Below are 25966 nucleotides of genomic sequence, written 5' to 3' on the forward strand. Positions count from 1 at the left end.
AGACGGGGTCGTTCGGCGCTTCCGCGCCTGATCGCCGCGTAAGCGCGCACTGCGTTTTGGGGGACGGAAACGGTATGCCGCACAGGCTGGCCGCGCAGGAACGGAGACGGCAGGCAGCCTTGCTGCTGGGCCTGTCCGCCGCCGTCGTCATCAGCCTGGCCTTCAGCGAATACCTGACCCGCACCGCCCTGGGCGTCGCCGCCTTCTGGCCCGCCAACGCCTTGCTGGCCGCCGGCCTGATCACCCTGACGGGCTCGCGCGGCCTGTCCCTGACCATCGTCTTCGTGGTCTTCCACCTGGCCATCGACCTGCTGGTCGGCGACAGCCCCATGCGCGCCCTGCTCTACACGGCGGTCGACACGGGCGAGGCTCTGGCCGTCTGGGGTCTGTGCCAGAGGCTTTGGCGCGGCGCGCCGCGGATCCGCTCGATGCGCTCGCTGGCGCTGCTGCCCGCCGTCACCACGCCGGTCGCGGCGATCGTCGCCCTGCTGGTCGCCTGGATCCTGCACCTGGTCGACGGCGAGCCGTTGGTGCGCGGCCTGACGGACTGGTTCCTGCGCTGCGCCCTGGGCATGGCCGTGGCCCTGCCCGCGACCCTGGTGCTGATCGACGCCGAGCACCGCCGCTCATTCCACCGTCCCTGGCCCGAACAGCTGATGCTGCTGTTCGCGGTGTTCGCCGTGACCTTGCTGTGCGCTCACCCCGCGTCGGGCGCGCCGCCGTTCCTGATCTTCCCGATCGCCCTGGCCACCGCCTATCGGCTGGGCGCGCGCGGCGCGGCCATGGCCTCGGTGATCGTGGCCGTGGTCACCCTGCCGATCGCCATGTCCGGGGCCTCGCCGCGCTTCAACGCCATCCTGGGCCCCGTCGCCCAGGCGCGAACGATCCAGGTGTTCATCACGGTGCTGTTCTACACCAGCCTGGCCGCCGGCCTGGCCCTGGCGCAGCAGGATCGCCTCAAGCGCCTGCTGCTGCGCCGCGAACAGCTGACCCGCGCCGCCCGCAGCCGGGCCCTGGCCGCCACCGAGGCCAAGACCGAGTTCCTGGCCACCATGAGCCACGAGATCCGCACCCCGCTGAACAGCGTGCTGGGCTTCGCCCAGCTGCTGGCGACGCGTCAGGACCTGCCGCCGGACGTGCGCCGCCAGGTCAATCTGATCGACAGCGCGGGCGCGGCCCTGCTGACCGTGGTCAACGACATCCTGGACTTCTCGCGGGTCGAGACCGGCCAGATCGAGCTCCTGCCCCAGCCGACCTCGGCCGCGGGCCTGCTGCGCGACACCGTGGCGATCATGGCCCCCGAGGCGCGCGCCAAGGGCCTGTCGATGGATCTGGAGATCATCGATCCGGTCGGCGGCCTGCACGATCTGGACGCCGACCGCCTGCGCCAGGTGCTGATCAACCTGCTGAACAACGCCGTGAAGTTCACCGAGGAAGGCCGCATCGACGCGCGCCTGATCATCGAGCCCGGCGACATCGAGGATCGCCTGCGTTTCGAGATCATCGACACCGGCGTCGGCATCGACCTGGACAAGCAGTCCCTGCTGTTCCAGCGCTTCTCGCAGGCCGACAGCTCGGTGAGCCGGTTGCATGGCGGCGCGGGCCTGGGCCTGGCCATCTGCCGGGCCCTGGTCGAGGTGATGGGCGGCAAGATCGGCGCCGACAGCGTGCCGGGCCGCGGCTCGTGCTTCTGGGTCGAGCTGTCGGCCCCGACCGCCGAACCGATCGTCCTTCCCGAGCGCCCCAAGACCTCGGCGCCCGGCGCGGCCAAGGTGCTGATCGTCGACGACCACCCGGTCAATCTGGAGATCGGCGAGGCCCTGCTGACCCTGGTCGGCTGCGAGGTCGACGTGGCCGAGAACGGCAAGCAGGCCGTCGAGAAGGCCACCGGCGGCCGCTACGACGTGATCCTGATGGACATCCACATGCCGCAGATGGACGGCCTGCAGGCGACCCGGGCGATCAAGGCCCTGCGCGGCGAGGCCGGCAAGGTCCCGATCATCGCCATGAGCGCCGACGCCCTGCCCCGCCAGGTCGAGCGCTGCTATGCCGCCGGCATGGTCGACCACATCGCCAAGCCGATCCAGCGCGAGGTGCTGTACGCCAAGATCGAGCGCTGGATGCACCATCGCGGCGGCGAAGCGCACTAGCGGCGCGCGCCGCTCCCCCCTAACTTGACCGCGATCAACGGGGAGCCTTTCCGATGCAGCGCCGCGCTTTTGTCGCCCTGGCCGTCACGGCCCTGCTCGCCGCCTGTTCGCCCGCCAAGCAGGAGGCCGCCCCCGCCGGTCAGACCAAGCTGAAGCTGGCCACCGACTGGCGGGCCGAGGCCGAGCTGGGCGGCTACTACCAGGCGCTGGCGACCGGCGAGTACAAGAAGCGCGGCCTGGACGTGACCCTGATCCAGGGCGGCCCGGCGGTGAACGTGCCCCAGTTGCTGGCTACCGGCGCGGTCGATGTCGGCGTCGGCTCCAACAGCTTCATCGTCATGAACCTGGCCAAGGAGAACGCCCCGGTGAAGGCCGTGGCGGCCTTCATGCAGAAGGACCCGCAGGTCCTGATCGCCCACCCGGACCAGGGCATCAACGGCATCGCCGACATGAAGGGCCGGCCGATCCTGCTGTCGGACGCCTCGATCACCGCCTTCTGGGTCTGGCTGAAGGCCAAGTACCAGTTCACCGACGACCAGGTGCGCAAGTACAACTACTCGTCCGCGCCCTTCCTGGCCGACAAGCGGGTGATCCAGCAGGGCTACGCCACCAGCGAGCCGTACCTCATCGAGAAGGAGGGCAAGATCAAGCCGGCGGTCTTCCTGCTGGCCGATAGCGGCTATCCGGCCTACGGCTCGATGGCCCTGGTCCCCGACAGCCTGATCGCCAAGAACCCGGCGGCCGTGCAGGCCTTCGTCGAGGCGACGGCGGCGGGCTGGAAGTCCTATCTCTACGGTGATCCCAAGCCCGGCGACGCGGCGATCCTGAAGGACAATCCGGAGATGACCCAGGACGTCCTCGACCAGGCCCGCGAGAAGATGCGGTCCTACGGGATCGTCGGGAAGGACGGCGAGATCGGCCAGATGAGCGACGCCCGCTGGGCCGAATTCTTCAAGGTGGCCTCGGAACAGGGCGTCTATCCCAAGGCCATGGATTTCAAGAAGGCCTACACCCTGCAGTTCCTGCCCAAGGGCCAATGAACTCGGTGATCGCCAGCCTGTCAGGCGTCGAGGTCGACTACGCCCGGGGTCGCGCCCTAGGGCCGGTCGACCTGGTCCTCGCGCCTGGCGAGATCGTCGCCCTGGTCGGTCCGTCCGGCTGCGGCAAGTCCACGGCCCTGCGGCTGCTGGCGGGCCTGGAGGCGCCGACGCGGGGGACCGTGACGCGCGCCGCCGGCAAGGGCGAGACGTCGGTGGTCTTCCAGTCGCATACCCTGGCCCCGTGGCTGTCGGCGCGTGACAACGTCGCCCTGCCGCTGGAGCTGGCCGGAACGTACAAGCGCGAGGCGCGGGCGGCGGCCGACGAGGCCCTGCGCAAGGTCGGCCTCGGCGCGGCCCTGACCGCCCGCCCCACCCAGCTGTCGGGCGGCATGGCCATGCGGGCCTCGCTGGCCCGGGCGCTGGTCACCCGCCCGCGACTGCTGTTGCTGGACGAGCCCTTCGCGGCCCTGGACGAGATCACTCGCCGCGCCCTGGCCGACGACGTCCTGACCCTGGCCGATGATCTGTCGCCCGCCGTCGTCTTCGTGACCCACAATGTCGAGGAGGCCGTCTACATGGCCCGCCGCGTCGTGGTCATGACCCCCGGCCCCGGCCGCATCGCCGGCGAGGTCGCCATCGATGGCCCGCTGGTCCGCCCGCCGGGCTTCCGCGCGACGGAGCCGTTCCGCGCCGCCGTTGAAGGGGTGTCCGGCCTGCTGGCTCAAGCGACGGAGCGGGCGGCGTGAAGCGCGTCCTGGCGCCCCTGATCCTGATCACCGTCCTGCTGGGCGGCTGGGAGATCGCCTGCCGCGTCCTGGCGGTTCCGCCCTATCTGCTGCCCACGCCCAGCGCGATCGGGTCGGCGTTCCTCGCCAACTGGCCGCTGCTGCTGGGTTCAGCCTGGGCGACACTGTCGACGGCGCTGCTGGCCCTGGTCATCGCCAGCCTGATCGCCTGCGCCCTGGCCCTGACCGTGAGCCTGAGCAGCCTGCTGGAGGACGCCGTCCGCCCCATCGCCGTGACCCTGCAGGTCACCCCCCTGGTGGCCATCGCGCCGCTGGTCACCATCTGGGCCGGTATCGAGCACCCAGAACGGGCGGTGATCGGCCTGGCCGCCGTCGTCGCCTTCTTCCCGATCTTCTCGGGCGCGCTGACGGGTCTGAAGGCGGTCGATCCCGATCTTTCGCGACTGTTCGATCTTTACGGCGCGACGCCTTGGCAGCGCCTGGTCCGCCTGCGCCTGCCCTCGGCCGTGCCCGCCCTGCTGGAGGGTCACAAGGTCGCGGCGGGCCTGGCCGTCATCGGCGCCGTGGTGGCCGAGTTCGTGGCCGGTTCGGGCGGGGCTCAAGGCCTGGCGTGGCGGATCCTCGAGGCCTACAACCGATTGCAGACAGCCAAGGTGTTCGCCGCCCTGCTGACCCTGGCCGTCCTGGGGGTCGTCCTGCACGCCGTCATGGAGTGGATCGAGCGTCGGCTTCTGGACTCTTGGCGCGGCCGTTAGCCCAAGATTAAGCCGCCGTGGCTAGGACAGGAGCCAGAAGACTCCGTCCGGACCGCCCCATGCGCCGCGTCGCCCTCATCGCCGTCCTCGCTTGCGCCAAGGCCGCGCCAGGGTCGCGCGACGTCTGGTCCGCCAAACCCGACAGGGACGGTCCGTGAGCCAATCGCGTCTGCATGACCTGATCGCGCTCGCCAACGAGCCGTCCAGCGCCAAGCGCCGCGAACTGCTGCGCGGCGTCACCGACATGCTGTTCGCCGCCGACAGCGGCAACGCCGTCGAGATGGCCCTGTTCGACCAGATCCTGAGCCAACTGGCCGACGACATGGAAGAGGCCGTGCAGGTCGAGTTGGCCCAGCGCCTGGGCGCGGCGCCCGCCGCTCCGCGCGGCGTCTCCCGCACCCTGGCCTTCGGCTCGATCGCCGTGGCCGAACCGATCCTGCGCGGCTCCACGGCCCTGACCGACGAGGACCTGCTGCAGGTGGCCCGCACCCAGGGCCAGGATCACCTGCGCGCCATCTCGCAACGCTCCAGCGTGTCCAGCGTCGTGTCCGACGCCATCGTGGCGCGCGGCGACGACGACACCCTGGGCGTCCTGCTGCGCAACGAAGGCGCGGTGCTGTCGCGTGCGGCGCACGAGACCGTCGTCGATCGCGCCGCCGCCAACCCGGCGCTGCACGAGGCAGTGATCGATCGTCACAGCCTGCCTGTCGACTTGCTGAACGAGATGTATTTCGTGGTCGAGGCGCGCCTGCGCGAACGGATCATGGAGAAGAACACCGGCCTCGATCCCGCCACCCTGGAGGCCGCCCTGGCCGCCGGCCGCAAGCGCGTGGCCACCCAGGACGGCGCCCTGCCGCCCGATCACGCCGAGGCCGAGGCCGAGTTCCGCGCCCTGCGCGCCAAGTCGCAGGTCTCGCCGCAGATGCTGGCCAACATGCTGCGCGGCAAGAAGACCACCCTGTTCCTGGTGGCCCTGGCCGACATGGCCGGGGTCGACTTCCACACCGCCCGCCGCATCCTGGAGCGGCGCGAGATGGACGCCCTGTCGGTGATCTGCAAGGCGGCCAACTTCGACCGCTCGCTGTTCCTGACCTTCGCCCTGCTGATCCTCGAGCCGACCGACGACGTCATGCTCAAGGCCAAGACCTATGGCGAACTCTACGCGGTCCTGCCCCGCGAGTCGGCCATGCGCACTATCCGCTTCTGGCGCCTGCGCCGCCAGACCGGCGACGTCGCCGCCGCCTAGAGCACGCCAGGTTCCACTCTCGCGGGAATAAGGCGCAAACCCGCCTCTCTCGCGCCTTGCGTGCGCCATGCGGGACGGCCAAGGTGCCGCCTCCTAATTCTCCTGCCCTGGATTCTCGATGATCAGCGCTTCGCGCTTGGCGCTCGTCGCCGCCGCCGGCCTCTCGCTCGCCGCCTGCTCGCACCTTCCCAAGACTCCGCCCCTGCCGCTGCTGAACAAGGAAGCGTCCGCGCCGAGGATTCCGGAGGCGCCGCCGCTGGCCGGCCCGAAGACCGCCGACCTGAAGCCGGGCCAGTGGGCGCAGGAGATCTCGGACATCGCGCCCGATCCGGCCTGGCGCTTCGGCGTGCTGCCCAACGGCATGCGCTACGCCATCCGCAAGAACGCCACCCCGCCCGGCCAGGCGTCCTTGCGCCTGTGGTTCGACGCCGGCTCGCTGATGGAGGCCGATGACCAGCAGGGCCTGGCCCACTTCCTGGAGCACATGGCCTTCAACGGCTCCAAGAACGTGCCCGAAGGCGAGATGATCAAGATCCTGGAGCGCCACGGCCTGGCGTTCGGGGCCGACACCAACGCCCAGACCAGCTTCGACGAGACCTCTTATCAGCTGGACCTGCCCAAGACCGACGATCCCACGGTCGACGACTCCCTGATGCTGCTGCGCGAGGCCGCCGGCGAGCTGACCATCGCCCCCGAGGCCGTCGATCGCGAGCGCGGCGTGGTGCTGTCGGAAGAGCGCGCGCGGGACACGCCCGGCTATCGCGTCGCCATCGCCACCCTGTCGGCCCAGATGGAAGGCCAGCTGCCGCCCAAGCGGATCCCGATCGGCAAGACCGACGTGCTGAAGACCGCCCCCGCCCAGCGCATCCGCGACTTCTACGAGGCCTATTACCGTCCGGAGCGGGCGGTGCTGGTGGCCGTCGGCGACTTCGACGTCGACGCCATGGAAGCCAAGATCAAGGGCAAGTTCGGCAATTGGGCCGGCAAGGGCGCCAACGGTAAAAACCCCGACGTCGGCCCGGTGGCCAAGCGCGGCCCGACCGCCAAGCTGATCGTCGAGGCCGGCGCCCCCTGGTCGGTGCAGATGACCTGGACCCGCAAGCCCGACGGCCTGTTGGAGACCAAGGCCGTCGACGAGCGCGACACGCTGGAGAACCTGGCCTTCGCCGTCGTGAACCGCCGCCTGCAGGCCATCGGCCGCTCGGCCGAGCCGCCGTTCATCGCCGGCGGCGCCTTCAAGGGCGATCAGTATAGCGCGGTGCGGATCGCCACTTTCGCCGCCACCGCCCAGCCCACCCGCTGGCGCGAGGCCCTGGCCGCGCTGGACGCCGAGCAGCGTCGCGCCGTCCAGTTCGGCGTGCGCCAGGACGAGCTGGACCGCGAGATCGCCAGCATGCGCGCCGGTCTGGTCGCCGCGGCGGCCGGCGAGGCCACCCAGCGCACGCCGCAGCTGGCCAACCAGCTGGTCGACACCCTGGGCGACGGCGAGGTGATCACTTCGCCCAGCCAGAACCTGGCCTTCTTCGACCAGCTGGTGAAGGGCCTGACCGCCGATCGGGTCAACGCCGTGCTGAAGACCTCCTTCGCCGGCTCGGGCCCGCTGGTGGTCATCGCCGCGCCCACCGCCGTCGAGGGCGGCGAGCCGGCGATCCTGAAGGCCTATGACGAGATCAAGAGCCAGCCCGTCACCCCGCCGGCCGCGCCGGGCGTGACCGTCTGGCCGTATTCCAGCTTCGGCCCGAGCGGCAAGGTCGCCGAGCAGAAGGACGTCTCGGATCTGGACGCCGTCTTCATCCGCTTCGAGAACGGCGTGAAGCTGACGGTCAAGCCGACCAAGTTCCGGGACGACCAGGTGCTGGTGAAGGTCCGCGCCGGTCACGGCCTGCTGGACCTGCCTTCGGACAAGCAAAGCCCGCTGTGGTCGGGCTCGGCCTTCGTCGAGGGCGGTCTCAAGCAGATCTCGTCCCAGGACATGGAGCGCGTGCTGACCGGTAAGATCTGGAACGCCAACCTGGGCGTCGAGGACGACGCCTTCGTCCTGAGCGGCCGCACGCGTCCCGAGGACCTGTCGACCGAGCTGCAGGTGCTGGCCGCCTTCGCCACGGAGCCGGGCTGGCGTCCCGAGGCGTTCACCCGCATCAAGACCGCCTACGGCACGGTGCACGACCAGCTGCAGAGCACGACCGGCGGCGTCCTGAACCGCGACCTGGGCGGGCTGATGCACAACGGCGACCAACGCTGGACCTTCCCTTCGCGCGAACAGATCGCCGGCGCGTCGCTGGACGAGCTGAAGACCGCCGTCGCCAACCCGCTGGCCAAGGGCGACCTGGAGGTCGTCATCGTCGGCGACACCACGGTCGATAAGGCCATCGCCGCCGTCGCCGACACCTTCGGCGCCCTGCCCGCCCGCCCGGGCGACCCGGCCCTGCCCGGCGCCGAGAAGGCGCCGTTCCCGGCCCCGGCGGCCCAGCCCGTGCTGCGCACCCACAAGGGTCGCGCCGACCAGGCGGCCCTGTTCATGGTCTGGCGCACCGACGACCTGTTCTCGAACCTGCAGCGCTCGCGCGATGTCTCGATCCTGGGCCAGGTCGTGCAGCTGAGGCTGATCGACGAATTGCGCGAAAAGCAGGGCGCGACCTATTCGCCGAACGCCTCGTCGACCGCCAGCGTCACCTTCAAGAACTGGGGCTACCTCGGCGTCAGCATGGAAGTGCCGCCCGAGAAGCTGGACGGCGTGGTCGCCTCGATCCGCAAGATCGCCGCCGACCTGCGCGACAAGCCGATCACCGACGACGAGCTGGAGCGGGCCAAAAAGCCGCGCATCGACCAGATCGAGAAGGCCCGCGTGACCAATGAATACTGGCTGGGCGCGCTGTCGGGCGCCCAGACCGATCCGCGTCTGCTGGACGCCACCCGCTCGGTGCTGGCAGGCCTGTCCCGCGTCACCCCCGCCGATGTCCAGAAGGCCGCCAGGACCTATCTGGGCGACGACCAGTCGTGGCTCCTGCTGGTGAAACCAGAAGCGGCGGCCAAGTAGGACGATAAAAGAAAGGCCCTCCCGATCGGGAGGGCCTTTTAAGTTTCCAGGCCGCCCCATTCCCCCGTGTGTCGGAATGGGACAGCCCAGCCTCTGGCCCGCTTCTCCCAGCAAGCTTCGTGCGGTCGAAAAAGCGGTCGCGAAAAGCCCGCCAGGGGACGACGATGTTCCATCCCAGCACGGAACGGCTGATAGACTATTGGCGAGACAAGCGGGGCGCGTCCGCCCTGCCTCGCCGCGCGGACGTCGATCCCGGCGACTTCCTGGAGCTCCTGCCCCAGGTGTTCATCCTGGGCCGCGACGCCGGCAAGCTGCCGTTCCGTCTGGCCGGCGGTTTCGTCACCGACCTGCATGCGCGTGACCTGCGCGGCCACGACGCCCTGTCGCTGTGGTCCCTGGCCCACCGGCTGGAGCTGAAGAGCGCCCTGGACGTGGCCCGCAAGCGCCGCACCCCGGTGGTGGTCGCCGCCGACATCCGCGCCCACGGTGTGCCCTCGGTGGGAATGGAGGTGCTGTTCGCGCCGCTGCAGGGCGCCTCGGGCGAAACCGACCGCTTCCTCGGCCTTTACCAGCCGACCGCCATGATCAACCGCCTGATGGGCCGACCGGCCTACGAGCTGGGCGTCCGCGAGATCAAGCCGCTGGGCGAAGGCAACGAGGACCAGCCGCGCCTGCGCCTGGCCACCCTGGACGGTCGGCGGATCGCCTGAGGCTTGAAGGCTAGACGCGCCCCGCGGCGTCCAGCGCCTTCCAGACCTCGGCGGGCAGCTCCAACCGGGCCGCGCCCATCAGCTCGTCCAACTGGGCCACCGAGGTCGCGCTGGCCAGCGGCGCGGTGATGGCCGGATGGGCCATGATCCAGGCCAGGGCGACCTGGGCCTGCGACGCGCCGACAGCCTCGGCCGCCTCGTCCAGCGCCGCCAGCACCGCCAGACCCCTGTCGTTCCAATAGTCGCGCAGGATGGTCCGCGCCCGCGCCTTGCCCTCGAAGTCGGCCTCGGTGCGGTATTTGCCGGACAGGAAACCTGCGGCCAGGCCGTAGAACGGGATGATCCCCAGCCCCTCGGCTTGGGTAAGATCCGCCAGCGCGCCCTCGACCTGCTCGCGATCGATCAGGTTGAACTTCGGCTGGATCGTCTCGTAGCGCGCCGAATCCTTGACCTTCGACATCTCCAGGCTGGCCCTCAGCCGCTCGGGCGAGAAGTTCGACGCCCCGATCGCCCGCACCTTGCCAGCCTTCACCAGGCGGTCGAACGCCGTCAGCGTCTCGTCGATCGGCGTGTCGGCGTCGTCCTGGTGCGACTGGTAGAGGTCGATGTAGTCGGTCCGCAGCCGCTTCAGCGAGCCCTCGACCGCCGCCTCGATATTGGCCGCCGACAGGCCCGGCTGCCTGGGCCACATGGCGACCTTGGTCAGGATCAGCACCTTGTCGCGCTTGCCGCCATTTCGTCCACCGGGCGCCTTGAGCCAGCGGCCGATCACGCTCTCCGACTCGCCGCCTTCGTGCCCCGGAACCCAGGCCGAATAGACGTCGGCCGTGTCGACGGCGTTGAAGCCGCCGTCGACGAAGGCGTCCAGCAGCCTGTGGGAGGTCGCCTCGTCCGCCGTCCAGCCGAACACGTTGCCGCCGAAGATCAGCGGCGCGGTCGAGAGGCCGGAACGGCCAAGCGGGCGAGACTTCATGCGGCTTCCTCTATTCGGCGGCCACCGCGCGTCCGTCCTCGAACACCGGGACATCCAGCGCCGGCAGCGTCGCCCTGCCCCTTATCAGGTCCGAGGCCCGCTCGGCGATCATGATCGTGGGGGCGTTGGTGTTGCCGCCGACCAGGGTCGGCATGACCGAGGCGTCGACGACGCGCAGGCCCTGCAGGCCTTGCACCTTTAGTTGGTCGTCGACCACCGCCAGCGGATCGCCGGCCACGCCCATGCGGCAGGTGCCGACCGGGTGGTAGATGGTCTCGGCCTTGGCGCGGATCCAGGCGTCCAGCTCGGCGTCGGTGCGAACGTCCGCCCCCGGCGCGTACTCGGCGTCGCGATAGGGATCGAAGGCGGCCTGGGCCACGGTCTCGCGGGCGATGCGCACGCCTTCGCGGATGGCGCGGCGGTCCTCGTCCGTGGCCAGATAGTTGGCCAGGATGGTCGGATCCGCGAACGGGTCGGCCGAACGAAGCCCGACCTTGCCCCGGCTCTCGGGACGCAGCTGACAGACGTGCAGGGTGAAGCCGTCCTTCTCGACCACGACCTTGCCGTGGTCCTGCATGATGGCCAGCACGCCGTGGATCTGCAGGTCGGGCCGGTCGAGGTCGGGCCGCGACTTGAGGAACGCCCCGCTCTCCAGGAACTGCTGCCGGCCCAGCCCCTTGCCGAAGAGCATGTAGTTGAGGCCGACGCCCAGCTTGTTCAGGCCCTTATTGGCCGAATAGGCGGTCTTGAGGTTCTTGGCTGTCCACGAAACGCAGACGTCCAGGTGGTCCTGCAGGTTGGCGCCGACGCCCTTGGCCTCGTGGACGACAGCGATGCCGGCGGCCTTCAGGTCGTCCGGCGCGCCGATGCCCGAGAGCTGGAGAATGTGCGGCGACTGCACCGCGCCGGCGCTCAGCAGCACCTCGGCGTCCACATGGGCGATCTTGCGCTCGCCGCCCTTGCCGACGACGTACTCGACCCCGATGGCCCGGCGCTTCTCGACCAGGATCCGCGTCGTGCGCGCCTCGGTCACGCAGGTCAGGTTCGGGCGCGAGAGGGCCTGGGACAGATAGGCCATGGCCGCGCTCCAACGCTGACCATCACGAATGGTCAGGTCGTAGGGCCCGAAGCCCTCCTGCTGGAAGCCGTTGAAGTCCTTGGTGGTCTTGTGGCCCGCCTGACGGCCGGCCTCGACCAGGGCGCCGTAGAAGGGGCTGTCGCTCTCGCCCTTCGACACGTGCAGCGGACCCTTGTCGCCATGATAGGCGTCGCCGCCGGCGTGGTGATGCTCCGAGCGCTTGAAGTACGGCAGCACCTCGGCATAGGACCAGCCGGTCAGGCCCATCTGCCGCCACTGGTCGTAGTCACGCGCGTGGCCGCGGATGTAGATCATGCCGTTGATCGCCGAGGACCCGCCCAGGCCCTTGCCGCGCGGCCACCACAGCTTGCGATTGTCGAGATTGGGTTCGGCCTCGGTCCAGAAGCCCCAGTTCTGGTCGCCCTTGTCCTTGATCAGCTGGCCGACGCCCGCCGGCATCTTGACCAGCACCGAGGTGTTCTTGCCGCCGGCCTCCAGCAGCAGGACCTTGATGTTGGGATCCTCGGTCAGACGCGCGGCCAGCACGCAGCCGGCGGATCCCGCGCCAATGACGACGTAATCATAGCGTTCGCTGGCCATGGCCCCGACGCCCTCCCTCGAAGGTTATCGTTGTTAAGGAGAACAGTGATCCGGCTTCGAGCCCCGCGCAAGGCTCGCGCGACGTCACGCCGGAAAACGCGAGTTCTACGTTCCAACTCAACTCGAAACGGGATACATACTACCTATGGACGAAATTGAATGCGGCCAGGCCGCATCGTCTCGCCGCGGACAGGACGCCTCCTCCCGGCGAGTCCTTCTCGTGCATGTGCCCCGCGCGAGGAGCGGGAGCGCCGCCTCGCATCCCCCCAAGCAGCGGGCGGCGCTCCCGAGAGGGGGCGCCCGACCGCCCAGCGCGTCGGACGCTCAGCCCTCGATCACCTTCAGGTCGCGGACGTAGCGCTTCCAGTTCTCGACATAGTGCAGGGCAGAGCCTTGCAGGATCATCGTGTGGTGCTCGGACACCTCGCGCACCACCTTGCCCGGCGCGCCCATGACCATCGCGTTGTCGGGGATCTCCTTGCCCTCGGTGATCAGGGCCCCGGCGCCGATCAGGCAGTTCTTCCCGATCTTCGCGCCATTCAGCACCACTGCCCCAATACCGATCAGCGAGCCGTCGCCGATCGTGCAGCCGTGCAGCATCACCATGTGACCGATGGTCACGTTTGCGCCGATCGTCAGGGGAACGCCAAGATCAGTGTGGAGCACCGAGCCGTCCTGGACGTTGCTATTCTCGCCGATGGTGATCGGATCGTTGTCTCCGCGCGCCACCGCGCCCCACCAAATACTGGCATTCTTCTTGAGAATCACATTGCCTATCACGTTCGCCGTGGGCGCTATCCAGTATTCATCTTGCGCGGGAAGCGTGGGCGCCACGGCGCCCAGGGAATAGACAGTCATCCGTATGCCTCGTTTTCTTGGGCGCGATTTTCCGATTAACGACCCGGAAACCATGTTCACCCATTGTAGTCAGGCGATTCGAGAGGGAACATTCCTCAAGCGGGAATCATTTTTCTCTCGTGATCGGGTCGGGGGCGACCACCGCCATCGACCTGCCCGCTGATGAAGACGAGGTGTCGCTCTTGGCGTTTCGGCGTACAGCACCGCCTTCTGGAACTTCCCTCGGCGGAAGCTCTCCCGAACCGCCTCGCCGCGCACGCGGCTTCGTTGCAATCCAGCTCACCGCCAAGGACGACGCCTCACGGCCTCGTCCTTTTTTCATGCCTGTATGGAGGCTTTGATGACTAAGCGAGCCCTGAAGCGGATGGCGCGCGAAGGCGCGTACGAGACCGGCCAATACGGTGATGACGCCAAGGTGCGTCGCCTGCCGATCGATGTTCGCGACCGGGGAAACAGCTGGAACCCGCTGGGGCATGACGGGGCGCCGAACAATCCAGAGCGCGATCAGAGCTACCTCAAAACGATAAAACCCAAATCGCCAGGCCAGGCGCAGTTGATGGAAGCCATCGACGAGAAGAACCTGGTCATGGCCTTGGGTCCGGCCGGCACCGGCAAGACCTACATCGCCATCTCCAAGGCCGTGGAGGCGCTCGAGGCCGGGCGCGTCAGCCGCATCGTCCTCTCGCGCCCCGCCGTCGAGGCCGGGGAGTCGATCGGCTACCTGCCGGGCGACATGGAGGACAAGCTGGCCCCCTATCTGCGCCCGCTCTACGACGCCCTGACCGACCGCCTGTCGGTCAAGCGCATGCGGGCCCTGATGGCCGAGGGCGCCATCGAGATCGCCCCGGTCGGCTTCATGCGCGGCCGCACCCTCAACAACGCCTTCGTGGTGATCGACGAGGCCCAGAACTGCACTTACATGCAGTTGAAGATGCTGCTGACCCGCCTGGGCTGGCACTCGACCATGGTCGTCACCGGCGATCCGAACCAGTCGGACCTGCTGCCGGGCATCTCGGGCCTGGCCGACGTCGCCGCCCGGTTCGAGGAGGTCGCCAACATCGCCGTCGTCCGCCTGGCCGACCGCGACATTGTCCGCCACCCGCTGGTCGCCGAGATGCTGGGCGTCCTCTAGGCGCCGCTTTCTAGACGCGCTTCCGGCGGCCCGTCGCGCGTTCGCGCGGCGGGCCGCTTCTTTGCGGGTTCGGATGATTGACCGCGCCCTGAGGTTGTGCGCCTAATCAACCCAACCTCTAGACAGAGTTGGAGGAACTTCATGCGTGCGCTGACCTTGTCCCTCACCGTCACTCTGGGGATCGCGGCCTTGGCGACGTCCGTCCAGGCGCAGTCCATCGCGCCGTCCCCAAGCCAGCGCGACGCCGACATGATCGGCCAGCCGGCCGACCGCTTCGGCATGATCGTGGCCGCTCAGGTCAGCCGTAACGCGGAACGAACGCAGTTAGCCCGCAAGGCCGCCAAGCTAATCAACGCAGGTCGCTGCCGTGAGGCGACCTCACTCGTGCGTGCGCGCAACGACAGCGCCATGGCCCAGCGGGTTTCCGAGGTCTGCGCATCGCCCGCCGAAAGTTGATCCGTCCAGGCCCCCTCCGGATAAGGAGCGCGTTCGATGTCCCTTCTGATCGCTTTGTTGCTGCAAGCAGCCGCCACGGGTGGGCAGCCGGCGCCTGCGCCGACGCAGGATCCCGCAGCGGTCTCGGGCGTCGTGGTGGAAAGCCCTCAGACCCAGAAGAAGCCCAAGACCGTCTACACCGCACCCTACAAGGCCGCGCCGCACCTGTCCTCGGGATCGGTGGTCTCGGCGCCCAACGGCGCGGACGCCCTGTTCGCCAATCCCAGATTCCAGACCTCCTTGATGGGGCCGTACATGGTCTCGTCGCTCGCGGCCCAGCGCTACCGCGCCAAGAAGGCGGCGGAACTGATCAACGCCGGGCGCTGTCCGGACGCGCTCCAGGCCGTCTTCAACGAGGGCGACCAGTACCTCGCCTACCGCATCGCCCAGGTCTGCGACCTGCCGGCGCCAGTCGCCCATCGCACCACACCGTTCTGATCCTCTCGGAGACGCCGTCATGGCGTTAGCTGTCGTCGTGATGACCCTGGCCATGGCGCAGGCCATGGCGCCAGAGACTCCACTCACCGTCACGGAGTCGGCCGCGACCTCGGCGCCGCCCGCCAACGACTCGACCGTCTCGGGCGTCGTCGTCACGCCCAAGGCCAAGGAGCCGCCCAAGACGGTCTACACGCCCTCCTACAAAGCCGCGCCGCACCTGGCGCCCGGCGCGACATCGATCGGCGGGTCCACGACCATCGACCAGATGTTCTCGCCGGAGCACGGCCCCCGCTACCACAGCAGCCACTGGGCGACCTATTCGCTGACCGCCGCCGCCACCTCGCAGATCACGGCCCAGCGCTACCGGGCCAAGAAAGCGGCGGATCTGATCAACGCGGGCCGTTGTCCGGATGCGTTGCAGGCGGCCTTCAACGAAGGTGATGGATACCTGGCCGTCCGGATCGCCCAGGTGTGCGAGCTGCCCGTGCCGATGGAACGCGCCAAGGGCCCGCCGTTCTAACTGACAGCCAGCCCCGCCGTGGCGGGAGCGGCTTTCGGCGAAAGAACGGTGACCCGACGCGCTGGATGGTCCAGCATCGTGACTTCGGCGCGCGAATTCACGCGATCGGGAGGAAATCATGAGTTTCGTCGTCTCCTTGCTGTCCGCCCTGGCCCTGGGCCAGGCCGCGCCAGCCGAAGCCAGCCCTCAGCCACAAGCAGCCGCCCCCGCGACGAACGCCGCGACGGGTGGCGGATCCACCGGCGGCGCGCCAGCGAAGCCATCGAAAGCCACGCATTCTCCGACGACGCCAAAGGGCGTCATCGCCCCCAACTCGACCGACCAGATGTTCTCCAGCGGCCCGCTCGACAAGGCCGGCGCCACGGCGATGCGCGGCGACTCGATGGCGACGATGTCGATGAACCGGCTGGCCGACCAACGCGCCCTGGCCAAAAAGGCGGCGGTCCTGATCAATGGCGGCCACTGCCCGGAAGCGTTGCAGCTGGTGGTCGACAAAGGCGACGGCCTGCTGGCCGAAAACGTGGCCAAGGCCTGCGGCCTGCCCGCCCCAACCTTCCGCTAGTCGCGGCCGGCGAGCGGCGTTTTCGAAAACCTGCTTGAGTTGGGGGCGGTCGGACGTGCAAGGTCCGGCCGCCTTTATAGTTTTTTGGACATGTTCATGGCCGACCTATCCGCGCCGCGCACGGAATTGACCCTCAGAGGGGTTCTCCTAGGCGTCGCCATCACCCTCGTCTTCACCGCCGCCCAGGTCTATCTGGGCCTCAAGGTCGGCCTGACCTTCGCCACCTCGATCCCCGCCGCCGTCATCTCGATGGCCCTGTTGCGGGCGTTCAAGACCTCGACCATCCAGGAAAACAACATCGTCCAGACGATCGCCTCGGCGGCCGGGACGCTGTCGTCGGTTATCTTCGTGCTGCCGGGCCTGTTGATGATCGGCTGGTGGTCGAACGTGCCGTTCCTGCCCACCTTCGGCGCCTGCGCCGTCGGCGGCATCCTGGGCGTCATGTACACTATCCCACTGCGCCGAGCCCTGGTGACCAACTCGAACCTCCCCTACCCCGAAGGCGTCGCCGCCGCCGAGGTGCTGAAGGTCGGCACCGGCTCGCGCGAAGGCGCCGCCGAGGGCAAGGCCGGCCTGGCCGCCGTCAGCATGGGCGCGATCGCCTCGGCGCTGTTCGGCGCCCTGGCCGCCGCCAAGCTGTTCGCCGCCGAGGTCGCGGGCTACTTCAAGTTCAAGGCCGGCGCGGGCGCCTCGGGTCTGGGCGCCTCCAGTTCGCTGGCCCTGATGGGCGCGGGCCATCTGATGGGCATCACGGTCGGCGTCGCCATGTTCGCCGGCCTGTTCATCGCCTGGGCCATCCTGGTGCCGATCCTCACCCTCGCCACCCCGATGCCGGACGCCGACGCGGCCACCCACGCCCTGACCGTCTGGAAGACCCAGGTGCGCTTCCTGGGCGCGGGCGTCATCGGCGCCGCCGCCATCTGGACCCTGGCCAAGCTGGTCGGCCCGATCACCGCCGGCCTGAAGTCGGCCCTGGAAGCCGCCAAGGCCCGCAAGAGCGGCAGTGGCGATATCCCGCGCGTCGAGCAGGACATCCCGATCGGCATCGTCGGCATCGTCTCGCTGATCCTGATGGCCCCGGCCGGCTGGTTCCTCGCCCACTTTCTGGCCGGCGGCCCGATCGTCAGCCTGACCGCGCCGCTGGTCGCCATCGGCATCGGCTACCTGATCGTCGCCGGCCTGCTGGCCGCCGCCGTCTGCGGTTACATGGCGGGCCTGATCGGCTCGTCGAACAGCCCGGTCTCTGGCATCGCCATCCTGACCGTGCTGGGCGCCTCGCTGATGGTCGGCATGGTCGGCCGCGGCGTGGTCGGACCGGACGTCACCAAGGCCCTGGTCGCCTACGCCCTCTACGCCACCACCTGCGTCCTGGCCGTGGCCGTGGTCGCCAACGACAACCTGCAGGACCTCAAGACCGGCCAGCTGGTCGACGCCACCCCGTGGAAGCAGCAGGTCGGCCTGGTGATCGGCGTCCTCTCGGGCGCCGTGGTCATCCCGTTCGTGCTGGAACTCTTGAACCGCTCGAACGGCTTCGCCGGCGCGCCGAACCTGCAGGCCATCTCGGACCAGCCCCTGGCCGCGCCGCAAGCCACGCTGATCTCGACCCTGGCCAAGGGCGTGCTGGGCGGCGACCTGAACTGGACCCTGTTGGGCGTCGGCGCCCTGATCGGCCTGGCCCTGGTCGCGGTCGACACCATCCTGCGCAAGACCAGCAACGACCGCTACAGCCTGCCGCCGCTGGGCGTGGGCCTGGCCATCTACCTGCCCAGCTCGGTCACGGCCCCGGTCGTGGTCGGCGCCGTGGCCGGCTGGCTGTTCGAGAAGATCGTCGCCAAGGACCGCGCGGCCGAGCCGGCCAAGCGCCTGGGCGTGCTGATCGCCTCGGGCTTCATCGTCGGCGAGAGCCTGTTCAACGTGGCCCTGGCCCTGCTGATCGTCACGACCAACAAGGGCGAGCCCCTGGCCCTGCCCTTCGCGCCGCCTGAGCACGTCGGCATGATCCTGTCGCTGATCGCCGCGGCGGTCGTCGTCGTCGGCCTCTACCGCTGGGCCCGCAAGGCCGGCGCGAAGGCGCTGGAGGCGTAAGCCCCCGATGTTGAAGGTCTGGGGTCGCCGCTCCTCCTTCAACGTCCAGAAGGTGCTGTGGCTGGTGGGAGAGCTCGGGCTTTCCCACCAGCACATTCCCGCCGGCGGCGACCATGGCGGACTGGACGATCCCGACTTCCTGGCCATGAACCCGCACGGGCGGGTCCCGGTCATCGACGACGACGGCGTGGTCGTCTGGGAATCCCACGCCATCCTCCGCTATCTGGCCGCCCGCCACGGCGGCCCTGCCTGGTGGCCATCATCACCCGCCGATCGCGCTCGGGCCGACGGCTGGATGGACTGGGCCCAGACCGCTCTCCAACGCGACTTCCTGACTGGCGTCTTCTGGGGCTGGTACCGCACGCCGCTCGAGCGGCGCGACACGCCGGCCATCCAGGCCGCCCTCGCCGCCTGCGCCCGGCATTTCACCCTGCTGGACAAGATACTGGCCGACCGGCCGTTCCTGGGCGGCGACGCGCCGAGCCTGGCCGACATTCCCGCCGGAACGCACCTCTATCGCTACTTCGCGCTGGAGATCGACCGGCCCACGACGCCAAACGTCGAGGCTTGGTACGCGCGCCTCCAGGACCGTCCAGCCTATCGCGAGGCGGTCATGATCCCGTTCGGCGAGATGAAGGGCCGGCTGGCCTACTGATCGGCCGGCTTCAGGATCGTGAAGCGCACGTCCGCCCGCCCCCGATAGCCCAGCGACTCGTAGAGACCGATGGCCGTGGCGTTGTCGGCGTAGCTGTGCAGGAAGGCCCGCTCGCCGCGCGCCAGGATCCTGGCCGTCACCTCGCGCAGCAGGCGGGCGGCGTAGCCCTTGCCGCGATGGTCGGGATGGACGCAGACGCCGCTGGCCTCGGTGAAGCCGTCGGGGCGCATCCGCTCGCCGGCCATGGCGACCAGCTGGCCGCCGACCCGCACGCCGATGAATTCGCCCAACTGGTGGGTGCGGGCGAAAAACGGGCCGGGCTTGGTCAGGGTCGCCAGGGCCAGCATCTCGGCCGCGTCGGCGTCATCCAGCGGCAGCATGTCGAAGGCGACGTCCCAAGCCGGGGCGACAGTCTCGGCGACCATCTGCAGGCACAGGGCGCTGGACACGATCTCGGTTCCGGCCGGGGCAGGCGGCGTGGCCAGCTCGACCAGACCCACGGTCCCGAGCTCTCGCACCAGATCGCCCAAGGCGGCCAGGCTCTCGGGGCGCTCGTCCACGGTCGCGGCGAACAGGCCGTAGTCCGGATGCATCCGCACCGCCCCGCCCCGGCGCACGGCCAGATGGCCCTGGCGGCCGTTCAGGGTGGCGAAGACGGGGCGGTCGAGGATGTGGGCGCTCATGGGCCGATCTTTCACGTTTGGATCGCAACGGCCAAGCCCGCGCTACTCAACCAGAAGCGTTGGTATTCACCAACGCGCGGACTAGGGTCATGGCGATTACCACCGCGCCGGGAAGACTTCGTGAAAGCCAGGATCCTGCTGATCATTATGGTCCTGTGTGTCGGGACCAGCGTCAGCGCCGCGCCGCCTGAGCCCCCGGTTCCGACGCCACCGGAACTTGATCAGCTCTACGACGGCTATGACCTGCGGGGACTCTATCAGATCTGGCGATATTGGATCGAAGGCCAGAAGGGAGCGATCACCGACGCCATGCTGGCCGAGCCCGACATCTTTCCGGGCGAGACCCGCATCGGCGCACCTTTGCTGAAATACAGCGGCGCGGGCGACCTGGGCCGGTTCGCCAGCGGCGACCTGAGGGCCTATTGCCCGCCCACAAGACCCTATGGTTTCGACCAGGCGGCCTGCCACTTCGTGCTGCGCGAGGCCCGCGTACCGGTCCCGGCTGGCTTCGGCGACAATCCACTAACGACCTGGATGCGCCAAGCCTTCGCCCCCGCCAGCACCGCCGCCTATCTGAAGGCTCAGGGCCTGCCACCCACCAGCGATTGGTGGATGGTCGATCAGGCTCGTGTCTTCGCCAATCATCCCTCGGCCGCGAAGGCGCTGCGCGCCCAGGGCCGGATCGAACGGATCGATTCCCGCAACTGTCCCGCTCTCGCCAAGGCGATCCTGAACATGGAGACCAGGCGCCTCGACGCGCCGGTTAACTTCTGGACCGTGGGGGAGCCGACCGAACTGATCCCGCCGACGCCACATGGCGCCAACTGGTGGTACGAACTGGACCTACTGGTCGACGGCGAAGGCGCGACGATCAAGAGCACCGGCAGGTGGATGACCGACATCGTCGGCCCCGTCTTCGACGCCGCGCGGTCCTGCGGTTTTGGGCACGGGTAGCAGGCGCTAGCAGTACGCCGCGATCAACGCCTTCACCGCGCCGACCGCCGCCTTGGCCGGCTTGTCGTCGCCGTCGAACATCTGGCTGGAGGTGAAGATCCCCTCGATCAGCAGCATCATGGCGTCTCCCATGGCCTTGGGGTCGCTCGCGCCCATCTCCGCCGCCTTGGCGTGCAGGCGCTCACGAAGTTGCTGCTTGTGCGCCTGGGACACCTGGCGGCCGGCATGCTGGCGGTCGGGATATTCGACCACCGCGTTGGAGAGGTTGCAGCCGCGATAGTCGTCACCGTCCGAACGGTCGGCCAGCCCTTGGAAATAGGCGACCATCTGGGCCTTGGGATCATTCGGATGCAGGGCTTCGGCCGCCTCGTAACGATCCCAGAAGCCGACCTCGACCTCGCGCAGCACCGCCGCGACCAACTCGTCCTTGGACTTGTAGCTGCGATAGAGGCTGGGCTTGGTCACGCCCGCCTTGGTGACGATCTCGTCGACGCCCACCGCGCGGATGCCCTCGCGATAGAACAGCTCGCGCGCCGTATCGAAGATGCGTTCGGCGGCGCGAGGACCCGGGCCGTAGGGCCCCTTGAGAATTTCTTCCGGCGTTCGTTCGGACATTTTCAGACTTTACGCTTGACGATGTTACTTACCGGTACGTATGTAGCCAATCAACCCCGTACCGATCGGTTACATAGAGAGGCCGCATGACGACCGCCAGCCGCCAGACGAGCCGCCGCCCGTTCGGGCAGAACTACGCCTTCGTGGTCGCTGGCGCGATCTTCCTGGCCCTGCTGGCCGCCGCGGCCCTGCGCGCCGCGCCGGGCGTGCTGATCCTGCCGCTGGAGAAGGCCTTCGGCTGGGACCGCGCCTCGATCTCGCTGGCCGCCGCCATCGGCATCTTCCTGTACGGCCTGACCGGTCCCTTCGCGGCGGCGTTGATGAATTCGTTCGGCCTGCGCCGGACCGTGACCCTGGCCCTGCTGCTGATGTCGGTCTCTACCGGTCTGTCGGCCTTCATGACGCAGTCCTGGCAGTACGCGGCGACCTGGGGCGTGCTGGCCGGGTTCGGCAGCGGCGCGGTGGCGATGGTGCTGGGCGCGACGGTGGTGAACCGCTGGTTCGTCGCCCGGCGCGGCCTGATGCTGGGCCTGCTGACCGCCTCGACCGCCACCGGCTCGCTGATCTTCCTGCCCGGCATGGCCCTGATCGCCGACCATGGCGGCTGGAAGCCGGTGGTGGTCACCGTCTCGATCGTCTGCCTGGCGTTGGCGCCGCTGGTGTGGCTACTGATCCCCGAGCGCCCCTCGGACATCGGCCTCAAGCCGTTCGGCGCGCCGGACGACTACGAAGCCCCCGCCCCGATCAACGCCGGCAACGCCCTGGCCTACGCCTTCGGGGCGCTGGGACGGGCCGCGAAGACCCGGACCTTCTGGCTGCTGTTCCTGGGCTTCTTCATCTGCGGCCTGACCACCAACGGCCTCGTGGGCGTGCACATGATCGCCTTCTGCGGCGACCGGGGCATGCCCGAGGTCAAGGCCGCCGGCCTGCTGGCGCTGATGGGCCTGTTCGACCTTTTCGGCACCACGGCCTCGGGCTGGCTGACCGACCGCTACGACAGCCGCAAGCTCTTGTTCGTCTACTACGTGCTGCGTGGGCTCTCGCTGATCTACCTGCCCTTCTCGGACTTCTCGGTGATCAGCCTGTCGGCGTTCGCGGTGTTCTATGGGCTGGACTGGATCGCCACCGTGCCGCCGACCGTGCGCCTGGCGACGGAAGCCTTCGGGGATCGCGACGGCCCCATCGTGTTCGGCTGGATCGCGGCCGGCCACCAGCTGGGCGCGGCCACGGCGGCCATCGGGGCGGGGGTCATCCGCGCCACGCAAGGCCAGTACGTCGAGGCTTTCATCATCGCGGGCTCGGCGGGTCTGATCGCCGGCGTCGCCTCGCTGATGATCCGCCGCGCGGTCCCCAGGCCGGCGATGGCCTAGGACCGCGCGGGATCAGGAGACCTTAGTCCAGGTCTTCGCCCAGGATGGCCATCTCGAACATGAACGAGCCGTCCTCGTCCTCGTCCTGGAAGACCACGCCGATGAATTCGCCGGCCACTTCGACCTCGGCCGAGTCCTTCTGCTTGGGACGCGGCTTCACGGCGATGTGCGGGTTGCCGAAGGTGCGCTTCAGGTGCTTTTCGAGCTTGGCGACGGTCGTGGCGTCCACGGGGAGCCTCTTTCTCAGCTGAGCGCCCGGGAGCGCGTTATCGGGGCGAAACTAGCGTCCGGGGCGGGAGGCGCAAGCGCTTCTGGCGGAAGAGGTGTGGACGCTCCTTCTTCCAGCAGCCAGTCGCGGAACAGGGCAGCCTCCGGCGAGGCTCCCTCGCGCGGCGTCAGGGCGACGATCCAGGTCTGGCCCAGCGCAAAACCGAGCGGCGCGACGAGGCGTCCGCTGGCCAGATCGCGCTGGGCGAAGGCCCACGGCGCGACCGCCACGCCCAGCCCCGCGGCGGCGGCTTCCAGCATGTAGAAGAAGTGGTCGAACTCCTGCTCGCGAGCGGCCGGCGGTAGACTCTCCGCGTCGGTGTCCCGGATCCAGTCGCTCCAGCTCTGCGGATAGGTCCGGGTCTGAAGACGCGGCGCCGCGCAGACGCTCTCGAAGTCCATGACGCCCGTCGCCGCCAGCTCCGGCGCCATCACCGGACCGTGGTAGTGGCGAAGGAAGGGTTCGGCCGCGGAATCCGGGTAGTCTCCCTCGCCCGGACGCCGCATCCGGATCGCCAGGTCGATCTGGTCATCGCGAAAGTCGAAGGGGCCGTTCGACTCGGCCACTCGCACGGGGATGTCCGGATGCGCCGCCAGGAAGCGCGGCAGGCGGGGGATCAGCCATTTCATGGCGAAGGTTGGCAGGCAGGAGACCACCAGGGGCCGTGGCCCCGCTTCCGCCGGGCGCGGCACGGCCGCTTCGATCTGATCGAAAGCCGGCGAGAGCGCCTGGGCCAGCTTCAGCCCCGCCTCGGTCATCCGCAGGCGCGTGCGCGGTCCCTCGGTCAAGGCGACGCCGAGATGCTCTTCCAGTTGCCGAATCTGGCGGCTGACCGCGCCGTGGGTCACGCACAGCTCGTCGGCGGCCAGGGTCATGCGCCCATGCCGGCCGAACGCCTCGAAGGCGCGCAGGGCGTTCAGGGAGGGCAGCTGCCGGCGGGCCATGTGAAGAAACCTCACAGAAGGCCGACCGATAAGTCGTTATCCAGGCGAGCGCAACCAGGGGATAGTCGCGCGCATGTCGCCACCCGCTCCTCGCCCCGATGTCCAGAGGATCACCTTGCCCCAGGTGCTGGCCCTGATGGCGATCTGGACCGCCGTCATCTACGGGCTCACGGCTCGGCGACCGCCGGATGTGGAGCAGATCTCACTGAAGGCCAAGACCCCGGTCCCCGCCTGCGCCCCGAACGAAGGCTAGGCTCCAGACAAGGTTTGGGCCCCGGCGGCGTCTCACGGCCGGGGCCCAGGTCCGCCCACTAGGTCGGGGGGGCGTAGAGGGGCGGACGCAAGGTAAACGCCAGCCCCCGAACGCGGTTCCGCCAGCTACCTCGGCGGCAGCAACTTTATTTCGAACAGCTTGGGCCACAGCTTGCCGGTGACGAACAGCCGGTCCTTGGCCGCGTCGTAGGCGATGCCGTTCAGGACGTCGTCGCGCTGGCCGGTGACCCCAGCTTCCTTGAGGAGCCCCGCCAACTCGATCCAAGCCGTGACCTCGCCCGTGGCCAGGTTGATCCTGGCGATGCGGGTGGTCTGCCAGACATTGGCCAGCAGCTCGCCCTTCACATATTCCAGCTCGTTCAGGTTCCGCACCGGCACGCCGTGGTCGGTCACCTCGATGCGGCCGGTCTCCTTCAGGGTCTCTGGATCCAGGAAGCGGATGAACGAGGTGCCGTCGCTCATGATCAGTCGCTTGTCGTCGCGGGTCAGGGCCCAGCCCTCGCCCGAATAGCTGAACTCACCGACCTTCTCGAAGGTGTCGATGTCGTAGATGAAGCCGATCTCGTCGGTCCAGGTCAGCTCGTAGAGCCGGTTCTTCCAGTCGACGATGCCTTCGCCGAAATAGCGGCTGTCCAGCAGGCGCTCCTGCTCTGAGAAGCCGGTCTCGAGGTTCCATTTGCGGATGAACGAGCGGTCCTTCAGGCCCGTGCTCTCGAACATGAAGCCGTCTCGATAGAACAGCCCTTCGGTGAAGGCGTTGGCGTCGTGCGGATAGGCCTTCACCACCGTGTAGCCGCCGACGGGCGCGGTGGCGGCCCAGGCCGGCGCGCTCATGGAAAGGGCGGCCGCGAACAGCAGACCGCCCAGGCTACGCAGGATGGATTTCACGCGGAACTCGCCGACTAGATTTCGTACGAATAGACGGTCTCGGCCAGGGTGTGGTCCATGGTCCGGGCCGGCTCCTCGCAGGTCGGGCAGTTGACCAGGCGGGCGGGCACGCCGGCGGCCGTGCAGTGGGCCGGCACGGGGCGCAGCACCACCGAGCCCGATGCGATCTTGGCGTAGTCGCCGACGGTGATGTTGCCCAGCACCTTGGCGCCCGCGCCCAGCAGGACGCCGTTGCCGATCTTGGGGTGGCGGTCGCCGCGCTCGGCGCCGGTGCCGCCCAGGGTCACGCCGTGCAGCATCGAGACGTCGTCGCCGACCACCGCGGTCTCGCCGATGACGATGCCGGTGCCGTGGTCGATGAACACGCCCTTGCCGATGCGGGCGGCCGGATTGATGTCGACCTGGAAGACCTCGCTGGCCTTGCTCTGCAGGTAGAAGGCCAGGGTCTCGCGCCCCTGCGTCCACAGCCAGTGCGAGACGCGGTGGGTCTGCAGGGCGGCGAAGCCCTTGAAGAACAGGAACGGCTGGACATAGCCCTTGCAGGCGGGATCACGCTCGAACACCGCCTTGAGATCGGCCTCGGCCGCCTCGACGATCGACGGGTCGCTCTTGAAGGCGTCGGCGGCGAACTCGCGCGCCGTCATGGCCCGCAGCTCCTGGTCGCCCAGCTTGCGTGCCAGCTGGAAGCTCAGCGCATCGGCCAGGTTGTCGTGGCTCAGCACCACGGCGTTCAGCAGCGAGGCCAGGGCCGGCTCGGCCTTGGCGGCGTGTTCGGCCTGATTGCGCAGGGCCACCCAGACCGGGGTCTCGGTGTCCGGCGTCACGACTTCCAAAGGCTTGGCCATAGGGCTCTCCCTTCCCGCAGGCTAGGCGGATAGAGCATCCTTATAC

The 25966-nt window shown here is 68.9% G+C and carries 27 protein-coding genes; 18 read left to right on the forward strand and 9 right to left on the reverse strand.

Annotation, left to right across the window (positions count from 1 at the left end; all coding sequences use genetic code 11):
• The first annotated feature begins 74 nt into the window (after positions 1-74).
• From K8940_RS17035 to K8940_RS17065, 7 genes are all read left to right on the forward strand, one after another.
• The gene (locus K8940_RS17035) at positions 75-2150 is read left to right on the forward strand and encodes an MASE1 domain-containing protein (protein WP_223391260.1); all 2076 of its coding nucleotides are present in this window, start codon (positions 75-77) and stop codon (positions 2148-2150) included.
• A gap of 53 nt (positions 2151-2203) precedes the next feature.
• Positions 2204-3190 carry an ABC transporter substrate-binding protein gene (locus tag K8940_RS17040; protein WP_223391261.1) on the forward strand — a complete coding sequence of 329 codons (987 nt, stop codon included), beginning with the start codon at positions 2204-2206 and terminating at the stop codon, positions 3188-3190.
• Positions 3187-3936: an ABC transporter ATP-binding protein gene (locus tag K8940_RS17045; RefSeq protein ID WP_223391262.1), complete on the forward strand. Its 750-nt coding sequence runs from the start codon at positions 3187-3189 to the stop codon at positions 3934-3936. The genes K8940_RS17040 and K8940_RS17045 overlap by 4 nt, the downstream gene beginning before the upstream one ends.
• Entirely contained in the window at positions 3933-4691 is a 759-nt protein-coding gene (locus K8940_RS17050) for an ABC transporter permease (RefSeq protein WP_223391263.1), read from the forward strand. Before K8940_RS17045 ends, K8940_RS17050 begins: the two co-directional genes overlap by 4 nt.
• 154 nt (positions 4692-4845) lie before the next feature.
• Complete coding sequence (locus K8940_RS17055; protein ID WP_223391264.1) at positions 4846-5937, forward strand: DUF2336 domain-containing protein; 1092 nt, start codon at positions 4846-4848, stop codon at positions 5935-5937.
• Between the two features lie 118 nt (positions 5938-6055).
• Positions 6056-8974 carry a M16 family metallopeptidase gene (locus K8940_RS17060; RefSeq protein ID WP_223391265.1) on the forward strand — a complete coding sequence of 973 codons (2919 nt, stop codon included), beginning with the start codon at positions 6056-6058 and terminating at the stop codon, positions 8972-8974.
• Positions 8975-9138: 164 nt separating this feature from the next.
• Positions 9139-9684, forward strand: coding sequence for a PAS domain-containing protein (locus K8940_RS17065; RefSeq protein WP_223391266.1), 546 nt, complete (start codon positions 9139-9141; stop codon positions 9682-9684).
• A 10-nt stretch (positions 9685-9694) separates the two neighbouring features.
• On the opposite strand, the gene K8940_RS17070 is transcribed toward K8940_RS17065, so the two are convergent.
• From K8940_RS17070 to K8940_RS17080, 3 genes are all read right to left on the reverse strand, one after another.
• The gene (locus K8940_RS17070) at positions 9695-10657 is read right to left on the reverse strand and encodes an aldo/keto reductase (RefSeq protein WP_223391267.1); all 963 of its coding nucleotides are present in this window, start codon (positions 10655-10657) and stop codon (positions 9695-9697) included.
• Positions 10658-10667: 10 nt separating this feature from the next.
• Positions 10668-12335: a choline dehydrogenase gene (locus K8940_RS17075; RefSeq protein WP_223391268.1), complete on the reverse strand. Its 1668-nt coding sequence runs from the start codon at positions 12333-12335 to the stop codon at positions 10668-10670.
• A gap of 324 nt (positions 12336-12659) precedes the next feature.
• Positions 12660-13193, reverse strand: coding sequence for a gamma carbonic anhydrase family protein (locus K8940_RS17080; protein WP_223391269.1), 534 nt, complete (start codon positions 13191-13193; stop codon positions 12660-12662).
• A 182-nt stretch (positions 13194-13375) separates the two neighbouring features.
• Between K8940_RS17080 and K8940_RS17085 the strand changes: the two genes are divergently transcribed.
• The 8 genes from K8940_RS17085 (at position 13376) to K8940_RS17120 (ending at position 19080) form a co-directional block, all read left to right on the forward strand.
• A complete protein-coding gene (locus K8940_RS17085; RefSeq protein ID WP_223395889.1) occupies positions 13376-13534 on the forward strand; it encodes a hypothetical protein in 159 nt (52 codons plus the stop codon).
• Positions 13522-14325, forward strand: a complete 804-nt coding sequence (locus tag K8940_RS17090; protein WP_223391270.1) for a PhoH family protein — start codon at positions 13522-13524, stop codon at positions 14323-14325. The genes K8940_RS17085 and K8940_RS17090 overlap by 13 nt, the downstream gene beginning before the upstream one ends.
• A gap of 141 nt (positions 14326-14466) precedes the next feature.
• A complete protein-coding gene (locus tag K8940_RS17095; protein ID WP_223391271.1) occupies positions 14467-14781 on the forward strand; it encodes a hypothetical protein in 315 nt (104 codons plus the stop codon).
• A 36-nt stretch (positions 14782-14817) separates the two neighbouring features.
• The gene (locus tag K8940_RS17100; RefSeq protein ID WP_223391272.1) at positions 14818-15258 is read left to right on the forward strand and encodes a hypothetical protein; all 441 of its coding nucleotides are present in this window, start codon (positions 14818-14820) and stop codon (positions 15256-15258) included.
• 19 nt (positions 15259-15277) lie between these two features.
• A complete protein-coding gene (locus K8940_RS17105) occupies positions 15278-15778 on the forward strand; it encodes a hypothetical protein (protein ID WP_223391273.1) in 501 nt (166 codons plus the stop codon).
• Between the two features lie 118 nt (positions 15779-15896).
• Complete coding sequence (locus tag K8940_RS17110) at positions 15897-16340, forward strand: hypothetical protein (RefSeq protein WP_223391274.1); 444 nt, start codon at positions 15897-15899, stop codon at positions 16338-16340.
• Between the two features lie 90 nt (positions 16341-16430).
• Positions 16431-18425, forward strand: coding sequence for an OPT family oligopeptide transporter (locus tag K8940_RS17115; RefSeq protein WP_223391275.1), 1995 nt, complete (start codon positions 16431-16433; stop codon positions 18423-18425).
• Positions 18426-18432: 7 nt separating this feature from the next.
• Positions 18433-19080: a glutathione S-transferase family protein gene (locus K8940_RS17120; protein WP_223391276.1), complete on the forward strand. Its 648-nt coding sequence runs from the start codon at positions 18433-18435 to the stop codon at positions 19078-19080.
• On the opposite strand, the gene K8940_RS17125 is transcribed toward K8940_RS17120, so the two are convergent.
• Entirely contained in the window at positions 19074-19763 is a 690-nt protein-coding gene (locus K8940_RS17125; RefSeq protein WP_223391277.1) for a GNAT family N-acetyltransferase, read from the reverse strand. The two genes, K8940_RS17120 and K8940_RS17125, sit on opposite strands and share 7 nt — an antisense overlap.
• A gap of 120 nt (positions 19764-19883) precedes the next feature.
• Here K8940_RS17125 and K8940_RS17130 point away from each other — a divergent pair, with 120 nt between their 5' ends.
• Complete coding sequence (locus K8940_RS17130) at positions 19884-20717, forward strand: hypothetical protein (RefSeq protein ID WP_223391278.1); 834 nt, start codon at positions 19884-19886, stop codon at positions 20715-20717.
• Between the two features lie 6 nt (positions 20718-20723).
• Here K8940_RS17130 and K8940_RS17135 read toward each other — a convergent pair whose 3' ends face one another.
• Positions 20724-21332: a TetR/AcrR family transcriptional regulator gene (locus tag K8940_RS17135; RefSeq protein ID WP_223391279.1), complete on the reverse strand. Its 609-nt coding sequence runs from the start codon at positions 21330-21332 to the stop codon at positions 20724-20726.
• Between the two features lie 86 nt (positions 21333-21418).
• Here K8940_RS17135 and K8940_RS17140 point away from each other — a divergent pair, with 86 nt between their 5' ends.
• On the forward strand, positions 21419-22702 hold the full coding sequence (locus tag K8940_RS17140; protein WP_223391280.1) for an MFS transporter: 1284 nt from the start codon (positions 21419-21421) through the stop codon (positions 22700-22702).
• A 22-nt stretch (positions 22703-22724) separates the two neighbouring features.
• On the opposite strand, the gene K8940_RS17145 is transcribed toward K8940_RS17140, so the two are convergent.
• Both K8940_RS17145 and K8940_RS17150 read right to left on the reverse strand, forming a co-directional pair.
• Positions 22725-22931, reverse strand: coding sequence for a DUF3126 family protein (locus tag K8940_RS17145; protein ID WP_223391281.1), 207 nt, complete (start codon positions 22929-22931; stop codon positions 22725-22727).
• 14 nt (positions 22932-22945) lie between these two features.
• Complete coding sequence (locus K8940_RS17150; protein WP_223391282.1) at positions 22946-23914, reverse strand: LysR substrate-binding domain-containing protein; 969 nt, start codon at positions 23912-23914, stop codon at positions 22946-22948.
• 73 nt (positions 23915-23987) lie between these two features.
• Between K8940_RS17150 and K8940_RS17155 the strand changes: the two genes are divergently transcribed.
• Positions 23988-24167, forward strand: a complete 180-nt coding sequence (locus K8940_RS17155) for a hypothetical protein (protein ID WP_223391283.1) — start codon at positions 23988-23990, stop codon at positions 24165-24167.
• Between the two features lie 125 nt (positions 24168-24292).
• On the opposite strand, the gene K8940_RS17160 is transcribed toward K8940_RS17155, so the two are convergent.
• Both K8940_RS17160 and cysE read right to left on the reverse strand, forming a co-directional pair.
• Positions 24293-25075, reverse strand: a complete 783-nt coding sequence (locus K8940_RS17160; protein WP_223391284.1) for a glutaminyl-peptide cyclotransferase — start codon at positions 25073-25075, stop codon at positions 24293-24295.
• A gap of 14 nt (positions 25076-25089) precedes the next feature.
• On the reverse strand, positions 25090-25920 hold the full coding sequence (gene cysE / locus K8940_RS17165; protein ID WP_223391285.1) for a serine O-acetyltransferase: 831 nt from the start codon (positions 25918-25920) through the stop codon (positions 25090-25092).
• Between the last annotated feature and the right edge of the window lie 46 nt (positions 25921-25966).

Source organism: Caulobacter segnis, from assembly GCF_019931575.1.
In the GTDB taxonomy this organism is placed as follows: domain Bacteria; phylum Pseudomonadota; class Alphaproteobacteria; order Caulobacterales; family Caulobacteraceae; genus Caulobacter; species Caulobacter segnis_C.

What these genes read in the sequence shown, in the direction of transcription:
- K8940_RS17035 (WP_223391260.1), top strand. Translation starts at nt 75, where the DNA reads ATGCCGCACAGGCTGGCCGCGCAGGAACGGAGACGGCAGGCAGCCTTG.
- K8940_RS17040 (WP_223391261.1), top strand. Translation starts at nt 2,204, where the DNA reads ATGCAGCGCCGCGCTTTTGTCGCCCTGGCCGTCACGGCCCTGCTCGCC.
- K8940_RS17045 (WP_223391262.1), top strand. Translation starts at nt 3,187, where the DNA reads ATGAACTCGGTGATCGCCAGCCTGTCAGGCGTCGAGGTCGACTACGCC.
- K8940_RS17060 (WP_223391265.1), top strand. Translation starts at nt 6,056, where the DNA reads ATGATCAGCGCTTCGCGCTTGGCGCTCGTCGCCGCCGCCGGCCTCTCG.
- K8940_RS17065 (WP_223391266.1), top strand. Translation starts at nt 9,139, where the DNA reads ATGTTCCATCCCAGCACGGAACGGCTGATAGACTATTGGCGAGACAAG.
- K8940_RS17070 (WP_223391267.1), bottom strand. Translation starts at nt 10,657, where the DNA reads ATGAAGTCTCGCCCGCTTGGCCGTTCCGGCCTCTCGACCGCGCCGCTG.
- K8940_RS17075 (WP_223391268.1), bottom strand. Translation starts at nt 12,335, where the DNA reads ATGGCCAGCGAACGCTATGATTACGTCGTCATTGGCGCGGGATCCGCC.
- K8940_RS17080 (WP_223391269.1), bottom strand. Translation starts at nt 13,193, where the DNA reads ATGACTGTCTATTCCCTGGGCGCCGTGGCGCCCACGCTTCCCGCGCAA.
- K8940_RS17090 (WP_223391270.1), top strand. Translation starts at nt 13,522, where the DNA reads ATGGAGGCTTTGATGACTAAGCGAGCCCTGAAGCGGATGGCGCGCGAA.
- K8940_RS17095 (WP_223391271.1), top strand. Translation starts at nt 14,467, where the DNA reads ATGCGTGCGCTGACCTTGTCCCTCACCGTCACTCTGGGGATCGCGGCC.
- K8940_RS17100 (WP_223391272.1), top strand. Translation starts at nt 14,818, where the DNA reads ATGTCCCTTCTGATCGCTTTGTTGCTGCAAGCAGCCGCCACGGGTGGG.
- K8940_RS17105 (WP_223391273.1), top strand. Translation starts at nt 15,278, where the DNA reads ATGGCGTTAGCTGTCGTCGTGATGACCCTGGCCATGGCGCAGGCCATG.
- K8940_RS17110 (WP_223391274.1), top strand. Translation starts at nt 15,897, where the DNA reads ATGAGTTTCGTCGTCTCCTTGCTGTCCGCCCTGGCCCTGGGCCAGGCC.
- K8940_RS17115 (WP_223391275.1), top strand. Translation starts at nt 16,431, where the DNA reads ATGTTCATGGCCGACCTATCCGCGCCGCGCACGGAATTGACCCTCAGA.
- K8940_RS17120 (WP_223391276.1), top strand. Translation starts at nt 18,433, where the DNA reads ATGTTGAAGGTCTGGGGTCGCCGCTCCTCCTTCAACGTCCAGAAGGTG.
- K8940_RS17125 (WP_223391277.1), bottom strand. Translation starts at nt 19,763, where the DNA reads ATGAGCGCCCACATCCTCGACCGCCCCGTCTTCGCCACCCTGAACGGC.
- K8940_RS17135 (WP_223391279.1), bottom strand. Translation starts at nt 21,332, where the DNA reads ATGTCCGAACGAACGCCGGAAGAAATTCTCAAGGGGCCCTACGGCCCG.
- K8940_RS17140 (WP_223391280.1), top strand. Translation starts at nt 21,419, where the DNA reads ATGACGACCGCCAGCCGCCAGACGAGCCGCCGCCCGTTCGGGCAGAAC.
- K8940_RS17150 (WP_223391282.1), bottom strand. Translation starts at nt 23,914, where the DNA reads ATGGCCCGCCGGCAGCTGCCCTCCCTGAACGCCCTGCGCGCCTTCGAG.
- K8940_RS17155 (WP_223391283.1), top strand. Translation starts at nt 23,988, where the DNA reads ATGTCGCCACCCGCTCCTCGCCCCGATGTCCAGAGGATCACCTTGCCC.
- cysE (WP_223391285.1), bottom strand. Translation starts at nt 25,920, where the DNA reads ATGGCCAAGCCTTTGGAAGTCGTGACGCCGGACACCGAGACCCCGGTC.